The following is a 15660-nucleotide window of genomic DNA, read 5'->3' on the forward strand; positions in this document are numbered from 1 at the left end:
ACTACTGCGACTTGTTAGCTCATGAATTCTGACATTGCATCCGAACCTGGCGCACTCTCACCTTTCAGGGCATCTTTGACACCAGCCTGATTACGTTCAGGCTGGTTTTGACTAGCTTTCAACTTTCCAGTCAACTTCTCGATCTTGACTTCGATTCCAACGATCCCCTGCACCAAGCGCTCAGTGAAATCCGTTGGCGCGTCACTTACAGCCCAAGGTTGCACTCTCCCCTTTTCGTGCTCATCTGTTAGCTGACTCACGTGCTCCTTGAGCCAAGCAGGGTCCTGTATAACTCGAGCACTACCTTCAACATGCACCGCTAGATAATTCCAGGTGGGAACGACGCGACCAGTCTCCGCTTTAGTCGGATACCATGATGGCGATACGTAAGCATCTGGGCCCTGAAAAATGGCCAGGACAGACCCACCGTTTCGAATCCGCTGCCAAACCGGGTTATTTCGTGCCAGGTGGCACTGCAATGTGCCGAGAGAGTGGTCTGCTTCAATGTTCAAGCGGAACGGAACATGGTTCGCTTCTATACCCTCATCGTCAGCGGTCACAAGTACCCCGAAGCCATAGTCGCGGATATATTGATGGAGCTTTTCTGTGTCAGCTTCCTTGAAGTGATTCGGCACGTACATCTAACAACTACTCCCTTGCAGATCCTTTGTTCAGGCAAAGCCACATTTCAGTATCCGTCGCCGTGCCTGTGGCTGTTACAAAGCAACTACTCCATGCCTTTAAAATTCGGCAATGAAACCACTCTGTCTAGCCATGCTTGCACAGCTGGATAAACTCCCAGCTCAAAGCCGCCCTCATGGGCCACATGAGTGTAGGCATATAGCGAAATGTCTGCGGTGGTGAAGCTTTCACCGGCTATATATGGCGTTCTCCCAAGCTGCTTCTCCATAACCTGCAACGCTTTGTGCCCACCAACCTGCTTTGAGGCATACTCCTCTGCCTTGTCGTCGGGCAGGCCCAGATACTTGTTGATAAAGCGCGCTACTGCAATAAACGGCTCATGGCTGTATTGTTCAAAAAATTGCCATTGAAGAACGCGAGCTTGAGCCAGGCTTTCGTCTGGATAGAGGGCGGACCCACCTGCCAAAAAGTTGATAATGGCGTTTGACTCAGAGAGGGGCTCGCCCTGGTCAAGCTCAAGCAAGGGAATTTTGCCATTCGGGTTCCTTTCCAGGAACTCACCGCTCTTAGTGTCGCCAGCCAGGATATCAACATCAATCCATTCGTGGTCAATTTCCAGAAAACCACAAACGAGCTGAACTTTGTAGCAGTTGCCTGATTTTCTATCACCGTAAATTTTCACGCACACTCCTTTACCTCAAAGCTAACCGTGCTACACAGGAACACCTACACGTTCAAACCTAAATAAATTCCAGGCACAGAAAGCCCTATGAAGAGAACACCTAAAGCATAGCCATTCCCTTTAGCTAATCTAGCATTGCTCTCATCCCCTATTTCATACAAAACCTTTGCAACTTGCCCTACAGGTATTACCTTGGAATTAAATGACACTTTCGATTTAACTTCGTAATTATTTCCATTAACCGAATATTCGAAGCTAGGCCTGTACATTGTACACTTACGATTATTATGTTTCGTTTGATACTCATCGTATCGAAGTATTTTTCCATAGGTTTTAATTGATTTTTTATTAAAACGGTAATAATCAAATAGAATATATCCACCCAAGCACCCAAAAACAATGCCTGCTACAAATGGAACAATATTCATATAGAATCCTTTATAATATGGAGCACTTAAAAATCAGAATCAAAAATATAACGCCTGACTCATCCGCTATTTATTAAACACCTTCCTGACTTGTAAGCTGATCTCTAACCTCCATGAGCGCGAACCCTAAAAGATTGAGACCTTTCCAGGTATTGGGGTTTTCAGAAGCTGGATTGTCTTGAGCTAAACCAATTCCCCATATTTTATCTACTGGGCTAGCCTCGACTAATACTCGATTTCCGGTATTTAGCAAAAATTCCTTTAGTTCTGAATTTTGAGAGAACTTCGCTAGATTAGCATTTACCACAATCCCGAACCGTTTCTCATCCCATAATTTTTGATCGAAACCAAGTACCTCACGGCCAACAGCTTTTGCATCTCCCGGATTACTGGCGGAAAGAACTTTCTCAGATGCTTTATGATCACCAAACAACCTGGCCTTGTGATACATCATATAGTGTTCAGCCGTGATAAATTTTTTTCCGTCTTCTTCGAATTTTGAATCATACCACTGGCTAAAACAGCTCTTTGTTACCTGTCCGTCTTTTTCCTGATGCCCCCAGAAAAAGACATAATTAACCTTGTCTCCGTGGTTTACGAAGTTGACAAGTTCATCTCTTGATCTAATTTTCACGTTTCTTCCAATACTTGAGGTATGCGGTACGGATCCTCCGCTATCCGCGCTAACAGTTCCTGAGCTTTTGGTTAGAGGCCGCTGAAGGCCCAATTCTTTGCATCTTTCTGGCCGCACCTCAAGTCCCACTGCTCTCGTCGTAACCGGTAAAGTACATGCGGCCGCAAGAGGCTGGCCTCGGGCAAGCCGGGATGCTCGAACTGGCCATTGTACTTCATGCCTATGCGTTCCATGACGCGACGCGATCGCTGATTGCCCACAGCGGTAAAGGATACAATCTCGGGGAGCTCTAACTGTTGAAACGCAACATTTAGTGCACCACGAGCCGCCTCTGATGCATAGCCCTTCCCCCAGTGAGCTGGCAATAACCGCCAACCAATCTCGACACACGGAGAAAAAGGCAGGGGTGCAGTGGGTACGTGTAGCCCACAAAAACCAATAAACGACTCGGCACCCTTGACCTCGACTGCCCAGAACCCCCAACCGCGCTGCTTTATGAGTGAGCGAATTTTCTCCGCCATCTCAGCACTTGCTTGGCCACTCAGCAGTTCGGGAAAGTACTCCATAACCTTTGGATCGGCGTTCAGGGTGGCGAACGACTTGAAATCGCTTTCCTGCCATTGCCGCAAATACAGCCGTTCGGTCTCATATTCTATTAATTCTGCCATAGCAGGGTATGCCTAGCTTCTGAAGCCTGACGCTTTTGTTTAACGGCGGCGCGAATGTCAGAAACCCCAAGCTTTCCTTCAGGGACAATGCCGCCAAGTCTAGCAACTTTGCCGGGAGCGACCAGACCTTCAGCTACCGTCACCGTACTGTAATTTTGTGCATTTAAATTAATTCTCGCTTCACCGCCATCCAGTTGTCACCTGGCGGCTTGCTCCACCAAGTGCATGCCAATAGCGCTTCAGTGGACATAGAAAACGCTCTGGCCGGTCAGGCACCAGAGGGCACAAGAGCTTCTTCGAGGCGCTCAAGGGCCTCAGCGGGTGGGCTGATTAGGATTCCAAGCCCACCTTTGTCTACGAATATTCCAACGTTTTGTCGTTAGCGCGGCAGCGCTTGTAGCCGGTGGCCTTATGCCGAAACGGTTTCGGCGAATTTCGTTGCAAAAGAAAAAGGAATGAAAACTGATGTTCAAGAAAAAGGCGTTGATAACCTCTGTGCTGGCCACCTCCCTACTGGTCGGTTGCGATAGCGACAATGACGACAAAACAGGCGGTATAGATACTGCAGCGGTCCTGGAAAGCTATCCGGCGGCAGGTGTATTCCTACCCTATGATGTCTTGCGCAGTGACCTGACCGATGCCAAGACCCAACAGACATTCGAGGTGCGCAACGGTGGTTTCGGCTCAGCAATGACTGCCCATCCCAGCGAACCCACCCGCTTCTACGCCCTTACCGACCGAGGTCCTAATGCCGCGTTCACCGGCGACTACGGCACCGGGAAGAAATTCCCCACCCCTGACTACACCCCGCGTATCGGTCTGTTCGAGGTTTTGGAAAACGGCGAGATAAATCACGTCGACACCATCGAGCTCAAAGACCGCAACGGTAATAACATCAGCGGGCTGCCCAACAGCGCTGCCCTGGGTGGCACCGGTGAAACCCCTTACCACTCTAACGGCGATCCCATTCTGATCGACGACACCAAACCCTACGACGAGACCGCCAACCCGTTCAAACTGGATGATTACGGCCTCGACGGCGAAGGTCTGGTCGCGCTAAGCGACGGCACTTTCTGGGTTAGCGACGAATATGGGCCGCATATGGTCCACTATGATGCCAACGGCGTGGAGATCGACAGAATCAACGCCTTTGCCGACGACGCTCGCACCAGCATCAACCTGCCAGCCGAGTTCGCCAACCGCCGTGCCAACCGCGGCATGGAAGGCCTGGCGATCACACCGGACGAAACAACCCTCGTCGGAATCATGCAGTCGACCATGTACAACCCGGACAGCAGCGTCAAGAACCTGAACATTACCCGTATCGTTACGGTTAACCTGGAGACAAAAGAGGTGGGGCAGTACCTGTACAAACAGGACAAGACCCAGAACTCCAACTCAGAGATCGTCGCCCTGAGCGACACAGAGTTTCTGGTCATTGAGCGTGACGGCAGCTTCCTCTATGGTGGCCCCGAGGGCGCTAGTGCCGCCACCCCCGGCGCCCAGAAGCATGTCTACCGCATCGACCTCTCGAACGCCACCAACCTTGAACAGATCGCCGCGACCGGAAACATAGATCAGGACAACGCGCTAGGCCTGACCATCGACAGCAAGACCCTCGAAGAAGTGGTCCTTGCAGACGGTGACTGGAGCAGCCTGACCGCTGCAGGCATTGTGCCGGCTGAGAAAAACCTGGTTGTAGATATGGTCGCTGCGGTGGGGTTCCCGCACGACAAGATGGAAGGTCTGTGGGTCATTGACGACAGCCACCTTGGCGTTCTGAACGATGATGATTTTGCCACCTGGTCCACAGATGGTGAGCTGGAGCAGAAAATGCTCGACACCAACACCATCGACGGAAACCGACTGTTCATCATCAACGGATTAGATCTGTCCAGCAACTAAGACGGTATAAATAAGGGCGATTGGGCCATTGCATAAGCGGCCGGCCATTGTATGGCCGGCCCCCATTTGGACCGGTCCAATGCCCAGGGCCGGAACGAACTTGCTTCACTTGTTACGTGTCATCGCTGGATGAAACCAGATGAATGATATTCGCCGGGCTAGATACCCAGAATGCCTTCAACTCTTTCGGAAGCGGCTCGATCTCATCCCTACGGTGACAACCCTTCTCTTTCAGATACTCAGATGCGTTACTGGTATCACTTGTGACGACTTCCAGCCATATTTCTGACTGACTCAAACCAGGCATGCAGTCTAGCCAAAGCACTTTATCGCCAAATTGAAATCTTGGCGTATCGCCCGCACCACTTCCCGTCAGCTCTTTGAATCTCAAAACGTCTCGGTAGAAACGGACGGTATCGTCATACTGGTGCGACGGAATTTTCATCGCAATGTTTTTTCCCGGTTCAAACTCTAAATCCATGATCAGCTCCTTAATCCCCGGAACACATAACGCGTTACTGCTACCGACCACATCTGGCATCGACGCATATTCGGGCGTCAAACCCACCTGCGCACCTCTGCTTCATACTGACAGTAAGCCTTACCAAACTTCTCTCGCATGTGCCGCTCCTCTGGGAGGATTTGAAAGCGGTTCATATAAACAACAAAGGCCGGAAGCAACACAAGACTTACCAGGTTGCTCAGAAAGATCCCCCAAGCAATGAGAACGAACAGGAATCCCACGTACATCGGGTTTCGACTTATTCGATAGACACCGCGAACGACAAGGCTAACGGATTGATCTGGCACTCGCGGGTCGACGGTTGTGCCTGCTGACCGAAATTCCCAAACACCCAGTAAAGCAAAAGCAAAACCAATGGCCGCAAACACCAGTGCTACAAGCGGAGATGCGGACAACGTGAAACCAAGACTCGGAACAGCTACCGCCAATGTCCACATAAGGCCTGCCACAGCAAGCACCTGAACAACCGGTGGGATTTTTAACTCTAATGCCTGCACGATGATTCCTTTGTCGCCTAACGCTTGGCTTTGCGGCGTGCCGGAGCCCAGTGCGGGTGCGTCCGACAACGGCCACTGGCTATGTGATGGTAGCTCAATCTGGCAGCCCCTCGAATTCTGGCACTTCCCCTGCCTCCCCATCCCAGGCAGCTTTGCTGGATAAAAAGATGTGCGCTGTTGGTGCCATCGATAGTTCAGTGTCCAGGCATCCAGCGGGAACAACGAGCAGACCTGCAATCTGAGTGTTTGGCAACGCTGAGCCACACAGCTTACAAAAGCTTTTGGTATGACGAGTGCCTGGAAGCGTAAAGGACGTCACAGCATCTGCACCCGACAGCCAGATCAATTTCGCTGACTGTGAGAATAGATTTGCCGCATGAGCCGAACCCGTATCTTTCTGGCAATGCTGACAATGGCACAGGTAAAAGCTATCGAAGTCACCCTTTATCTCAAAACTCACGGTGCCACACAGACAAGAACCGAAATAATCAGTCATCAGAACCCCTTCCATGGCTTGTGGATGAAATGCACATAACGCCGAAGCACAGCGGAGCCAGTAGCGGCCATCGCCCGCGTACAAGCGCGTATGGTTATATCTTTTGATTCGCTTTGTTGATGGTTCCCTGGGCAACCGCAACCGTGCGTTCACCATCGTCGCCAATCGCAATGACATGACACTGGCAAACTGCCTGGTTTTTCCCTGACGACAATACCGAAGCTTTAGCTACTAGTTTTTCGCCCAGGGCGGGACGTAGGTAATTGATCTTGTACTCAGAAGTAACTGAATCACCCAACACAGAACCACCCGCATAGGTTAATGCGTTGTCGGCAAGGTAGCTGACAACACCGCCATGAACGAACCCGTGTTGCTGCTTCAACTCATCACGCACAACCAGTGTAAGAACAGCCGTACCCGGTTCAAACATTTCCAGCTCAGTACCTAGCATGGTGCTGAAAGGCTGACTCGCCAATATCGCCTTACCAAACTCAAATAACTCACTCATGATTCGCAAACCCTATAAATATGACGCTCGTCTCACGCGTCGGTTCTGAGCCGCGAAGCGGCGCCCTTGCAATGGAGGCGCAGCCGCAATAGAAAGAGCGTCTAGCGGCCCTTGGCCGCGAACTGATGCGATTGGTTATGGGGGTTCATCGGAAGGACCGACCCAGAACAATGGATTGTGTGCGATTTCCCAAAGATAGCCATCAGGGTCTGAAAAATAACCTGCATAGCCACCCCACTCCGTCTTTCGGGCGGGCTTCGTAACAACAGCGCCCGCGGAAGCAGCCTGAGACATAACCTGGTCAACTTCATCTTCTGAACTTACATTGTGCGCCAGACTGAACCCAGCGAAGCCTTCGGAAGCTGCACCTACCTGCGCATCTTCCGCTAGTGCCTCACGACCGTACAAGCCCAGCCATGTGCCGTTCAAAGTAAAAAAGGCTACTTCCGGCGGTGAGTCTATTCGGGGAAAGCCAAGTCCCCCTTCATAGAACTCAATCGAACGCTGCATATGCCTCACGCCCAAAGTGATCATACTAATCCGTGGCTTCATGATTCCTCCCTGCAAAACGCCAATATTAAGCGGTGCCCCTTCCTCTCAGCTTAGCAGCGATGTACGGTGCAAGAACCGTTGTTACAAGAACAACAGGCCAGATGTTGCCACCCTTGAATGTGAAAGCCTCAACCAGCTCGTACCACGATTGGCCTTGCCAAAGCCCAAACGAAAACTCAAAAACGAGCGTAAGAATGAGCCACTCCATCCCAACGATAAAGAGTACAACTGGGTAATTGATGTGCAGCCATGGAAGGGAAAAGTATGCCACGCCAATAATTAAGGTTGAGAGCAACAAACCGCTAAGCACGAGCGCCGCCGGAGTTCCGAGACCTGGTGTGAGTACCAATTCTCGCAGCACTCCATTGGCGACAGCTAAAGCCAGGATGCCAACCCAAATCACTAGAGCTTTTGAAGCGACTACCACCACTGCCTGCTCTCCTGGAGCCTAACGCCTAACGCTCAATCAAGAGGCGGCTGTAAGGCGTCCTTATGAATTTATTGTTATACATATCATTCTTCATCTCAACATCTTATTAATTTCCGCGATTGCTTTCTTGTTATTGCTAATTTGCAGTGATAATTGGGCCTTTTTTTCACGCAGTTGTTCCTTGAACTCGGGGCAAAAGTAGCCCAATTCCCTATAGCGTCGATATCCTTCCTTTATAGCTGTAAGCGTAAACCCTATTTTCTGGCCCTTTTGAATAAACGCCAGCTCCTCAAGCTGAACCTGTCCATAATTTCGATAGCCGTTCACCCCTCTGGCGGGCGGAGTAATCAAACCAATCTTCTCATAATATCGTATCGTATCCCTTGATATTCCAGACTTTTTTTCAAATTCGGAAATTTTCATAACACATAACTTGACTATGGAGTAAGTCTACAGATTACCATAGTTCAAAAAGAGGAGTACACAATGAAAATCACCCAAATTAGAAATGCCACAATCATTATCGAAATAGACCAAGGGCGTATTTTGATCGATCCAATGCTTTCTAGAAAATCCACGCTACCAAAACTTAAATATTATAAAAGTAAACATCGTAACCCCCTAGTTGAATTGCCAGAAGCATTCGAGGAATTAAAAGGAAGCATAGAGTATGCAATGATCACTCATTGTCAAAAGGGGCACTTTGATCATTTAGATAGAGCTGGGGTGCGTTGGCTAGAAAAAAACAATATTAAGACTTTTTGTACTCTCCACGATTATTCGTACCTGAACAAGAAAGGAATTAATACTCAGTTATTGAAAGATAAATGTAGTCCATTTTTCAATGGAACAGTTGAGCAAGTGCCTGCCAAGCATACCACCGGTTGGCTAACTCCATTTATGGAACATGGCACAGGTTACTATATTAAGTTACCAAATCAGCCCAGCCTATATCTGATGGGTGATACTATATTAACTGACGATATTCGACAGTTTGTAGCCATCAATCAACCAGACTACATCGTTGCTCCTACGGGAAAAGCACAATTTGATATTGGCGCTCCTCTACTGTTAAACGAAGAAGAAATTCTTGAGCTAGCATCCTTGTCTGAGGGGAAAATCATTGCTAACCATATGGATGCTCTAGATCATTGCCGTATTACGCGCTCTGACTTAAGTGCATTAGTGAAAAAACACGATTTATTGAAAAAATTCGTAATACCAAACGACGGAGAAACATTGATTATTAATGGATAACACCGCGCACGATGGCACTCGCGAAGCGAGTGTCCGGAGCCGTACGGTGATCAGATAAGATTGCAATATACGCAACTTAAGAATGCAGCCGGAGGCACAATTAAAAGGGCGTCGCCGTGCCTGCACTTGTTAGCTTGAATTCTTCACACCACCTATAATAGCCAATGTTACGAATATTGAAATAATAAAGACTACAAAGATTAATAATTTGTTTATTCTTTTCTTAGTTGCCGGGTCATCCTTAATTTTACTGAGCCTAACGTTTGAACCGCACGATAAACATGAATAGTCCCGGCTACGGGCAAGGTGCAATTGCATTTTCCCACTACAACTTTTATTTGAACACATCGGCGGGAAATAAAAAATCATTATCAAGCGAATAATTACAACCGCAACAATTGGCCCCACAAAGAACACGATTGGATTTAGTGCATTTTTCTCTTTAAGGAAATCTATAGAAAGAAAAATCAATAGGAAGCTTATAAAAAAGCCAATAAATTGAAACACCCCAACTAGATTCCTGTGGCGACTAATGTCCATGTAACACCTTCAAGCTAACGCCAATGATAAGCGGCGTCCGGTGGAGTCCGCGGTGTTTGCAAAAATGACGCAATTTCCCTGGCAAAGACTCGAATGTAGAAATAGATCCTGAGCCCGTTAGCCAATGGAAATGCTCGCGCTTTACGCCAACCGTAGACGCAAACGAAGCAGCATGGGCTTTACGACAAGTTTGGCAGTGGCAATGCACAATGAGCATATCCACAGAGTCTATTTCGTAACCTATCTCGCCACACAAACAACTTCCCTTCAGCCCCATAAGAGGATCTCCTTCTGTACATTCAACGCCGAAGCACAGCGGCGGTCCACACGTACACCTGGATCGGTGTCTAGGGTGCCCAATGGAACCGCATAGACTTCCGGTTTCGAATCGAACTTTGTACGGATGCTTGAAGCGCAGTTTGCACAGGTTCTGAAGGGCGCCCGGCGCCCCTCGGCCGCGCACTTCAGCGACTTGCATGGATAATTTCTGCCTACCAGGGGCTAAATCATTGTATGCTGGTTGAACGGATATATCTAAAGCAGTATACGTCGTGTGACATATAAAATCCGAGAAGATGCGAATCTGGATATTTTTGACTATATCGAAGGTCTCTAGAACTCAAGAAGCAATCATGGTGCAAATAACGAGCTGTCACCTCAGGTTTACGGGGAGCTGTATTTGAGGAAACCGAAATTCGTTCACATTTCTCGGGTCGCACCATGGTTACGGAAAATGAATAATTAACAGTTATTACGAGTTATGAAATAGATGAATCTTGATAAACTCAAACTTTCGGTTGTTGCATTGTTTTATTCGAGTATTGCGGTATTGGTACTAGTTAGCATGATCGAACTTAAGGGAGTGAATGGTGGGCCATTTGGTCGTTATCTACATACCGCTAGTCACGATTTTGATAGAGTTGTGACTGCAGAGATTATAGAAATTAATATGGTCTATGTATCATCTAGAACCAACACTATTAATTATTCAATTACATATGAGTGGGAAAATGAAGGCGAAGTTTGTCAGTCAAGCTTTCTTGATGCCAATGTAGCAGTGTTGACAGCTGGAGAAGCGTCTTCGCTTAATGTTGGCGATAAATTAAATATTTATACCACTTCAGCAGGTTGTAATGGAATTTTAAGACGCGTACAACCTGACTCCATGTTTTATGCCTATATCGGATTAATTGCACTAACGTTTGGAGCGACTTTTTCTTTAACTATTTTATATAAAGTCATGGTAAATTAACAAAGTTCTAATGCAATCTTCCCATTTTTAACTGCGTTTCTGAGAAGCCGATAAAATGCCCCGATTCCTTCTCGCATAATGCCCATGGCCCTATTCCTTGAAAGGCGTAACACTCAAGGCACCAATCAACGAACTTTCGGGTTGCTTCTTCGTCGCAAACTCCACGAATGGAGAACTTCATGACTTCCGGATCACGGAGCATTGCGCTGAGCATCGGAACGTCTTGATGGGCTAGCTTTCTTGCAATCAACCTTTCTGTTTCAAACAATGGCACCCATCTCTCTCTGTGCATAACGCTTGCAGCATGCACACCTACACTTGTTAGCTAAGAAAGCGCAAAGGTGACTTTAATGTAGCGAAGCGGAGACAAAGGCATCCGAGTGGCACGCCCGGTTAGCTGATCCCAAGCATGTAAGCCCTGAGCTGCCGCTCCTCTCGCATAACATAGAGGACGAGAACACGCTTCCCATCCTCACGATAGAAAATGCGACACGGTTGAACCACTAACTCCTTGTATACCGAATTAGGAAGCTCGGGAGGAATCCGTCCGGATTGGGGAAAATTCTCCAAACGCTCGGTCTTATCGAAAATTTTTTGTACCAGATGACTTGCTGCAGCAGGATTATCCAGAGCGATGTACTCAACAATGGCATCCAATTCATGAAGAGCGGGCTCTGTCCAGATTACTTCAGCCATTTACTCATTTTATCCCTGGCCTCACTTTGGCTGTACGTTCTTCCCTCAAGTACAGCACGCTCTCCCCGCGAGAGCCCCTCAAGCAGCTCAAGTCGGCGCTGCATAAACTCGAAATCTTGCACATCAACAAGGTATGCGGATGGCTGACCGTGCTCCGTGATCAGTATCGGCTCTTTAGACAAGTGCAGATCTGCCAGAATCTTTGTGGCTTGGCGCTTGAGGTTCGTAACAAGCTCAACCTTCATGGACTCACCCTGAATCAGACTAATAGTGACACTATAGTATCACTTTCCGGGACGGCGCAATAACAGCTAACGCTGAAGCACGCGCGGCTTTGTAGTGGCAGCGTAGCCGCAATAGAAAAGCCGTCGCGGTGCCTGCGCTTGTTAGCTCTTTTGATATAGCGTTCAGATCCGCCGCGATCGATCAGGTCTCGCTCGAAATATCCTGGACAAAGGCTATTTTATTCCCGTCGGGATCTAAAACATCGATCATTTTGATGATGTCCGGGTACTCTATAACTTCACCGTGCGACACGTTTGCCTCGGCGCAACTTCTACACTGAGTCTCGATATCGTTTACACCCACTATGACCGTTGACGTACCTGCTCGCTCGGAATCCTCGGTCACCTGGAGCCAAGCGCTGTCGGCAAGCTGCCACTCAGCCACACCTACCGCAGGAACGATATCCGGGTCACGTCCAAGCAACTTCGTATACCATCCGACGGAGTCGTCTTGATTTGTCACTGATACAACTGCAAACACGCTGTTAATGTTCGAACTTGCCATGCACTCTCCTTTGCCTCTCTGGGCTAACGCTGAGCGAAGCGGCGGCTAAAAGCCTCCGCATTACGCGACTTGTTATCACTGACTCAGTCGTATTCCGCATTCTGAGGCAGATCGTCCGTGATATTGAACCAGGGAGCCTTACTGCCAACGAACACGTGGCGCTCCGCTTTAACTCCCGGGTCGGTATCAAGTGTTCCAAGTGGGAAACCATATACCTCGGGGGCTGCATCGAATTTGGTATAGAGGCTAGAGCCGCAGTCTGAGCAGAAGCCTTTGTGCTCACCCGGGGAGGATTCGTAGAATTTCAGTAACTCCTGACCTTTGACGGTGTTCCAATCCGAGGACTGCACCTTAGCCCGCGTTCTGAACGCCGAGGCATGAAGCTTCCGGCACATTGAACAGTGACAGTTCAGAATATCCGTCAGAGGACCATTGATTTCATACTGAATACCCCCGCAGAGACAACTACCTGTTTGCTTCATTTATTCACCTCCTTGTGTGATAACACCTCAATAACCGGCGCAGCTTTGCTGCTTCCGACGCCGGAAGCGCGTAGTTGATTGACTTATTAGCACTAAATACACCAGGTAGCCATTTGCTTATAAGCGATAAAGTTCACTGAAATTCCTTGGTTATTATCAGAATAACATACCCATCTTTCGCTATATTCTGGTTTTTTACTAAGAACTTCATCATATTGCTTTTTGAATTTTATTAAGGATTCTTTTCGGTACTTACATTGACAAGAACTACGTGTATCTCTGTCCGTGATGGAGTCGCAGTTTTCTCCCTCTGCACCTAAGACAAGATTTGCTTGATTTCTGAGGTCTGAAACTTCTTTGATTTCTGTTTGATTTTCAAGGAAAAGACATTCGGCGATGACATTTAAAGATGAAAACAAAGATATTAATAAAATTAGGATTCTCTTCATAAATACTCTGATTTTATTTGTGCTAACTCCAGCCAGCATGCGCGGCTAGCTATAGAATGGAGGCGAAGCCGCAATGTAGTAGGCGTCGCCCTGACTGGCCTTGTTAGCATCTAGCGCTCCCCGGCCCATTTCCCGTCAACATTTAAAATCTTGCACGGATATTCAGCTTCGTGCTTTTTGTTGTTTTTTTGACAATCTATCAAAGCATTCTCTATTGCGTGCTTTATTGAGGTCCTATTTGACTTCCAAGACCAGGAACCCACATCAGATTGAGCAAAAGCTTTGTGTTCGGTTGCATGGATATATTCCTCCCGGTACGACCTCAAGGCCTGATTCGTCATGATCGAGGCCTCTCCAACGGTCTTTTTTTCAAAAGACGGCTCGGCGATTTCGCCTATGCTTGTTGCTGCGGGAATAGGTTGTTCATAGGCTGCACATCCAACCAGCAAAGAAATAAATACAATAAAGATTCCCGATCTCAAATTTGACTCCTTTATTGGTGCTAACGCTGAGCTTAGCGGCGACCTTGGAATAAAGGCGAAGCCGCAATGTAAAGGGCGTCCGGCGGCCATCGGCCGCGTACTACAGCGACTTGTTATGCAATGCCCAGCCTTCGCACGTCATTCGATATAGCCGCACCAGCCGGTTATGAAAGTTATGAACTGTGTAGTCTCGGAATCCCGACTTCTCTGTCACTCTCACGGATGCCGTATGTTCCGGCTCGATGATAACAACTACCGACTCACAGTGTTTTTGTTCGAAGGCATACTGCATCACACCTTTAACAGCTTCAGTCGCGAAGCCCTGACGCCAGAACCTGCGAGCCAAACGATAACCTAGATTGATTTCCTCAATCTCGCCAACGAACTCAGGCCCAACACCACAGAAGCCAATAAGATCACCTGACTCTTTCTCGAACAATGCCCATGGCCCGATTCCGTGAGATGAGTAGCACTCAAGGCACCAGTCTATAAATTCGCGGGTAGCCTTCTCGTCGCAAACTCCACGAACGGAATATTCCATGACTTCCGGGTCGCTCAGAATTTCAGTGAGCACCGGAACGTCTTGGTGGGATAGCTGCCTTGCAACCAACCTTTCCGTTTCAAACAATTGCACCGAATTCTCCTTGTGCATAACGCTGAAGCACAGCGGCGCCACGACTGTGGCGTCCGGTGGACGGCCGACAGGCCTGGAACGAACTTGAACGACTGGTTATGAGTCTGGGCAGCAATAGCACTCGTCCTTACTCAATTTGAACCAAACCGCGCCGCTTTCTTTGTCTGAGATTTTTATATGTGGGTTCTTCTGCAGCAGATCTGCAAATCCATGCTCGTACCTCAAAACCAATGGCTCTATCGAGGTATGCCCGCACTGTCCAAGGCCGAATCTATATTCCCTTTGGTAAGCATAGGGTTCTGCTTTACACCCCAAAGACCAATCCTCACGATTCTCAGAATATGAAACGCGACCACGTTCGAACTGCCCATCCTGGAGGGATTTTACTCTATTGGTAAACTCCCTGAGGTGGGCGCTCGGAAGAAAAGCAAAGTTCTCACCGAATTCAGACCTCACCCTTTTCAAGTCTTCGGTCAATGCTAACAATTGCTCGTTATTTTCTGGGAAGTCCAGCGCAAACCAGCAATGAAGCCACATGTCTTTTAGCTTATTCATGTGGGTTGTTACAGCAGTGAGCCCCTCGAGCTCTTTGCCATTAATTTTCAGGACTACTGGCTTATCACCTCTGGCTGCTCGGTACGCATGCATACACGACTCATGGAGATCGCCAATACCTTCCGACCCATCCAAGCGATACTTCTCCGGAGTATTGCAATGGAAAACCCCATCGATCAGGAAATCCAAGAAGGACTCCTCTCTGAAGAATTTAGCCAATCCAATAAACTTCGGTTTACTCATAAGAACTCATAACGCCTGGGTTTAGCGGCGCCCCGACAGGGGCGTCCGGTGGCCGTAGGCCACGTACTGCTGCGCCTTGTTATAAATTGAACTCGAAAACATGCTGTTGCTTCAATAATTTGAAGCCTTGCGCTTGGTAAAAATTGTGGGTGGCTTCGCGCTTTGAATTGCTGCGAACTCGGACAGTAACCCCCAATGACTTGGCCCAGGTGATAGCTTCCGCAACCAACTTAGAACCAATTCCTTCACTTCGGTGCTGCTCATCAACTATAAGGCCAGCTATTTCAATAAATGGCGCCACTCCAACCCGAACCGC

General features: G+C 48.2%; 27 protein-coding genes. 3 read left to right on the forward strand and 24 right to left on the reverse strand.

The genetic code is table 11. The features are described from left to right. Positions 1-14 precede the first annotated feature (14 nt). The 5 genes from KO499_RS02760 to KO499_RS02780 form a co-directional block, all read right to left on the reverse strand. Positions 15-641 carry an FMN-binding negative transcriptional regulator gene (locus tag KO499_RS02760; protein ID WP_215982190.1) on the reverse strand — a complete coding sequence of 209 codons (627 nt, stop codon included), beginning with the start codon at positions 639-641 and terminating at the stop codon, positions 15-17. Positions 642-727: 86 nt separating this feature from the next. Continuing rightward, positions 728-1324, reverse strand: a complete 597-nt coding sequence (locus KO499_RS02765; protein ID WP_215982191.1) for a glutathione S-transferase family protein — start codon at positions 1322-1324, stop codon at positions 728-730. A gap of 44 nt (positions 1325-1368) precedes the next feature. Next, positions 1369-1752 carry a DUF3592 domain-containing protein gene (locus KO499_RS02770; RefSeq protein WP_215982192.1) on the reverse strand — a complete coding sequence of 128 codons (384 nt, stop codon included), beginning with the start codon at positions 1750-1752 and terminating at the stop codon, positions 1369-1371. Between the two features lie 73 nt (positions 1753-1825). Beyond that, the gene (locus KO499_RS02775; protein WP_215982193.1) at positions 1826-2386 is read right to left on the reverse strand and encodes an NADAR family protein; all 561 of its coding nucleotides are present in this window, start codon (positions 2384-2386) and stop codon (positions 1826-1828) included. 71 nt (positions 2387-2457) lie between these two features. Beyond that, complete coding sequence (locus KO499_RS02780) at positions 2458-3054, reverse strand: GNAT family N-acetyltransferase (RefSeq protein ID WP_215982194.1); 597 nt, start codon at positions 3052-3054, stop codon at positions 2458-2460. A gap of 465 nt (positions 3055-3519) precedes the next feature. Between KO499_RS02780 and KO499_RS02785 the strand changes: the two genes are divergently transcribed. Beyond that, the gene (locus tag KO499_RS02785) at positions 3520-4959 is read left to right on the forward strand and encodes an esterase-like activity of phytase family protein (RefSeq protein ID WP_215982195.1); all 1440 of its coding nucleotides are present in this window, start codon (positions 3520-3522) and stop codon (positions 4957-4959) included. 112 nt (positions 4960-5071) lie between these two features. Here KO499_RS02785 and KO499_RS02790 read toward each other — a convergent pair whose 3' ends face one another. The 7 genes from KO499_RS02790 to KO499_RS02820 form a co-directional block, all read right to left on the reverse strand. Next, positions 5072-5440: a hypothetical protein gene (locus KO499_RS02790; RefSeq protein ID WP_228339730.1), complete on the reverse strand. Its 369-nt coding sequence runs from the start codon at positions 5438-5440 to the stop codon at positions 5072-5074. A 77-nt stretch (positions 5441-5517) separates the two neighbouring features. Then, positions 5518-5979 (reverse strand): methyltransferase family protein, encoded by a 462-nt coding sequence (locus KO499_RS02795; protein WP_215982196.1) that lies wholly within the window; start codon positions 5977-5979, stop codon positions 5518-5520. Between the two features lie 94 nt (positions 5980-6073). After that, complete coding sequence (locus tag KO499_RS02800; RefSeq protein ID WP_215982197.1) at positions 6074-6475, reverse strand: GFA family protein; 402 nt, start codon at positions 6473-6475, stop codon at positions 6074-6076. A gap of 94 nt (positions 6476-6569) precedes the next feature. Next, positions 6570-6983 (reverse strand): PaaI family thioesterase, encoded by a 414-nt coding sequence (locus tag KO499_RS02805; protein ID WP_215982198.1) that lies wholly within the window; start codon positions 6981-6983, stop codon positions 6570-6572. 135 nt (positions 6984-7118) lie between these two features. Next, positions 7119-7535: a VOC family protein gene (locus KO499_RS02810; RefSeq protein ID WP_215982199.1), complete on the reverse strand. Its 417-nt coding sequence runs from the start codon at positions 7533-7535 to the stop codon at positions 7119-7121. 25 nt (positions 7536-7560) lie between these two features. Continuing rightward, on the reverse strand, positions 7561-7965 hold the full coding sequence (locus tag KO499_RS02815; RefSeq protein ID WP_215982200.1) for a hypothetical protein: 405 nt from the start codon (positions 7963-7965) through the stop codon (positions 7561-7563). Between the two features lie 90 nt (positions 7966-8055). Further along, complete coding sequence (locus KO499_RS02820; protein WP_215982201.1) at positions 8056-8388, reverse strand: MerR family transcriptional regulator; 333 nt, start codon at positions 8386-8388, stop codon at positions 8056-8058. Positions 8389-8451: 63 nt separating this feature from the next. On the opposite strand from KO499_RS02820, the gene KO499_RS02825 reads away from it, so the two are divergent. Continuing rightward, positions 8452-9222 (forward strand): MBL fold metallo-hydrolase, encoded by a 771-nt coding sequence (locus KO499_RS02825; protein WP_215982202.1) that lies wholly within the window; start codon positions 8452-8454, stop codon positions 9220-9222. 529 nt (positions 9223-9751) lie between these two features. On the opposite strand, the gene KO499_RS02830 is transcribed toward KO499_RS02825, so the two are convergent. Continuing rightward, positions 9752-10039, reverse strand: coding sequence for a GFA family protein (locus tag KO499_RS02830; RefSeq protein ID WP_215982203.1), 288 nt, complete (start codon positions 10037-10039; stop codon positions 9752-9754). Then, the gene (locus KO499_RS19880) at positions 10030-10260 is read right to left on the reverse strand and encodes a GFA family protein (RefSeq protein ID WP_215982225.1); all 231 of its coding nucleotides are present in this window, start codon (positions 10258-10260) and stop codon (positions 10030-10032) included. The genes KO499_RS02830 and KO499_RS19880 overlap by 10 nt, the downstream gene beginning before the upstream one ends. Positions 10261-10531: 271 nt before the next feature. Between KO499_RS19880 and KO499_RS02840 the strand changes: the two genes are divergently transcribed. Next, positions 10532-11014: a hypothetical protein gene (locus KO499_RS02840; RefSeq protein WP_215982204.1), complete on the forward strand. Its 483-nt coding sequence runs from the start codon at positions 10532-10534 to the stop codon at positions 11012-11014. A gap of 7 nt (positions 11015-11021) precedes the next feature. Here KO499_RS02840 and KO499_RS02845 read toward each other — a convergent pair whose 3' ends face one another. The 10 genes from KO499_RS02845 to KO499_RS02890 all read right to left on the reverse strand — a co-directional run. Next, a complete protein-coding gene (locus KO499_RS02845) occupies positions 11022-11306 on the reverse strand; it encodes a GNAT family N-acetyltransferase (RefSeq protein ID WP_228339742.1) in 285 nt (94 codons plus the stop codon). A gap of 101 nt (positions 11307-11407) precedes the next feature. Continuing rightward, positions 11408-11710 carry a type II toxin-antitoxin system RelE/ParE family toxin gene (locus tag KO499_RS02850; protein ID WP_215982205.1) on the reverse strand — a complete coding sequence of 101 codons (303 nt, stop codon included), beginning with the start codon at positions 11708-11710 and terminating at the stop codon, positions 11408-11410. Further along, entirely contained in the window at positions 11698-11955 is a 258-nt protein-coding gene (locus tag KO499_RS02855; protein ID WP_215982206.1) for a type II toxin-antitoxin system Phd/YefM family antitoxin, read from the reverse strand. The genes KO499_RS02850 and KO499_RS02855 overlap by 13 nt, the downstream gene beginning before the upstream one ends. Before the next feature lie 181 nt (positions 11956-12136). Continuing rightward, positions 12137-12499, reverse strand: a complete 363-nt coding sequence (locus tag KO499_RS02860; RefSeq protein WP_215982207.1) for a VOC family protein — start codon at positions 12497-12499, stop codon at positions 12137-12139. Positions 12500-12582: 83 nt separating this feature from the next. Continuing rightward, complete coding sequence (locus KO499_RS02865) at positions 12583-12981, reverse strand: GFA family protein (RefSeq protein WP_215982208.1); 399 nt, start codon at positions 12979-12981, stop codon at positions 12583-12585. Positions 12982-13073: 92 nt separating this feature from the next. Beyond that, positions 13074-13430 carry a hypothetical protein gene (locus tag KO499_RS02870; protein WP_215982209.1) on the reverse strand — a complete coding sequence of 119 codons (357 nt, stop codon included), beginning with the start codon at positions 13428-13430 and terminating at the stop codon, positions 13074-13076. A 110-nt stretch (positions 13431-13540) separates the two neighbouring features. Further along, positions 13541-13912: a hypothetical protein gene (locus tag KO499_RS02875; protein ID WP_215982210.1), complete on the reverse strand. Its 372-nt coding sequence runs from the start codon at positions 13910-13912 to the stop codon at positions 13541-13543. Positions 13913-14012: 100 nt separating this feature from the next. Further along, the gene (locus KO499_RS02880; RefSeq protein ID WP_215982211.1) at positions 14013-14546 is read right to left on the reverse strand and encodes a GNAT family N-acetyltransferase; all 534 of its coding nucleotides are present in this window, start codon (positions 14544-14546) and stop codon (positions 14013-14015) included. Between the two features lie 96 nt (positions 14547-14642). Next, entirely contained in the window at positions 14643-15344 is a 702-nt protein-coding gene (locus tag KO499_RS02885) for a hypothetical protein (protein ID WP_215982212.1), read from the reverse strand. Between the two features lie 79 nt (positions 15345-15423). Beyond that, a partial coding sequence (locus tag KO499_RS02890) for a GNAT family N-acetyltransferase (RefSeq protein WP_215982213.1) occupies positions 15424-15660 on the reverse strand: 237 nt, incomplete at its 5' end.

Source organism: Marinobacter sp. F3R08, assembly GCF_018860425.1.
In the GTDB taxonomy this organism is placed as follows: Bacteria; Pseudomonadota; Gammaproteobacteria; order Pseudomonadales; family Oleiphilaceae; genus Marinobacter.

Bases quoted from the DNA above. Each gene is read 5' to 3' on its own strand.
- KO499_RS02870 (WP_215982209.1), bottom strand. From the start codon at position 13,430: ATGAAGAGAATCCTAATTTTATTAATATCTTTGTTTTCATCTTTAAAT.
- KO499_RS02830 (WP_215982203.1), bottom strand. From the start codon at position 10,039: ATGGGGCTGAAGGGAAGTTGTTTGTGTGGCGAGATAGGTTACGAAATA.
- KO499_RS02785 (WP_215982195.1), top strand. From the start codon at position 3,520: ATGTTCAAGAAAAAGGCGTTGATAACCTCTGTGCTGGCCACCTCCCTA.
- KO499_RS02810 (WP_215982199.1), bottom strand. From the start codon at position 7,535: ATGAAGCCACGGATTAGTATGATCACTTTGGGCGTGAGGCATATGCAG.
- KO499_RS02800 (WP_215982197.1), bottom strand. From the start codon at position 6,475: ATGACTGATTATTTCGGTTCTTGTCTGTGTGGCACCGTGAGTTTTGAG.
- KO499_RS02805 (WP_215982198.1), bottom strand. From the start codon at position 6,983: ATGAGTGAGTTATTTGAGTTTGGTAAGGCGATATTGGCGAGTCAGCCT.
- KO499_RS02780 (WP_215982194.1), bottom strand. From the start codon at position 3,054: ATGGCAGAATTAATAGAATATGAGACCGAACGGCTGTATTTGCGGCAA.
- KO499_RS02865 (WP_215982208.1), bottom strand. From the start codon at position 12,981: ATGAAGCAAACAGGTAGTTGTCTCTGCGGGGGTATTCAGTATGAAATC.
- KO499_RS02885 (WP_215982212.1), bottom strand. From the start codon at position 15,344: ATGAGTAAACCGAAGTTTATTGGATTGGCTAAATTCTTCAGAGAGGAG.
- KO499_RS02770 (WP_215982192.1), bottom strand. From the start codon at position 1,752: ATGAATATTGTTCCATTTGTAGCAGGCATTGTTTTTGGGTGCTTGGGT.
- KO499_RS02855 (WP_215982206.1), bottom strand. From the start codon at position 11,955: ATGAAGGTTGAGCTTGTTACGAACCTCAAGCGCCAAGCCACAAAGATT.
- KO499_RS02790 (WP_228339730.1), bottom strand. From the start codon at position 5,440: ATGGATTTAGAGTTTGAACCGGGAAAAAACATTGCGATGAAAATTCCG.
- KO499_RS02850 (WP_215982205.1), bottom strand. From the start codon at position 11,710: ATGGCTGAAGTAATCTGGACAGAGCCCGCTCTTCATGAATTGGATGCC.
- KO499_RS02845 (WP_228339742.1), bottom strand. From the start codon at position 11,306: ATGCACAGAGAGAGATGGGTGCCATTGTTTGAAACAGAAAGGTTGATT.
- KO499_RS02760 (WP_215982190.1), bottom strand. From the start codon at position 641: ATGTACGTGCCGAATCACTTCAAGGAAGCTGACACAGAAAAGCTCCAT.
- KO499_RS02820 (WP_215982201.1), bottom strand. From the start codon at position 8,388: ATGAAAATTTCCGAATTTGAAAAAAAGTCTGGAATATCAAGGGATACG.
- KO499_RS02860 (WP_215982207.1), bottom strand. From the start codon at position 12,499: ATGGCAAGTTCGAACATTAACAGCGTGTTTGCAGTTGTATCAGTGACA.
- KO499_RS02840 (WP_215982204.1), top strand. From the start codon at position 10,532: ATGAATCTTGATAAACTCAAACTTTCGGTTGTTGCATTGTTTTATTCG.
- KO499_RS02825 (WP_215982202.1), top strand. From the start codon at position 8,452: ATGAAAATCACCCAAATTAGAAATGCCACAATCATTATCGAAATAGAC.